1 protein-coding gene is annotated in these 408 nt (G+C 50.5%); it reads left to right on the top strand.

The genetic code is table 11. From position 1 onward, the window contains the following. Positions 1-64: 64 nt before the first annotated feature. The coding region (locus FMM79_RS12300; RefSeq protein WP_240339145.1) for a glycoside hydrolase family 2 TIM barrel-domain containing protein at positions 65-408 on the top strand (344 nt) is incomplete at its 3' end.

The raw sequence follows: 408 nt of genomic DNA, 5'->3' as shown, positions 1-408 counted from the left end.
GAAAATTAAATCGGCTGGCTTCGACTATGTCAGATTATCACACTATCCTCATTCCCCGGCGTTCATGGAAGCGGCTGACGAACTTGGGATAGTGCTTTTAGACGCGGTATTGGGGTGGCAGTACTACAACAGCGATCCTGCGTTTGAAGCGCATATCGTGCAGTCTTGCGAAGACTTAATACGCCGTGATCGCAATTACGCCAGTGTGGTTGCCTGGGAATGTTCGCTGAACGAGTCAGACATGCCCTACGCGTTCATTGCGACACTGTCTGAAACCGTACACCAACACTTTCCAGGCGCATTCTCTGCGGGCTGGGAGCATGGTTATGACATTTTTGTTCAGGCCCGCCAACACCGTCTTCAACATTATGAAACACCGACACAACCGTATATCGTGTCGGAATACGG

Origin of the sequence: Novosphingobium sp. BW1, from assembly GCF_008107685.1 — a bacterium.
Taxonomy (GTDB): domain Bacteria; phylum Pseudomonadota; class Alphaproteobacteria; order Sphingomonadales; family Sphingomonadaceae; genus Novosphingobium.
This window is presented reverse-complemented; position numbering and strand designations above follow the sequence as displayed.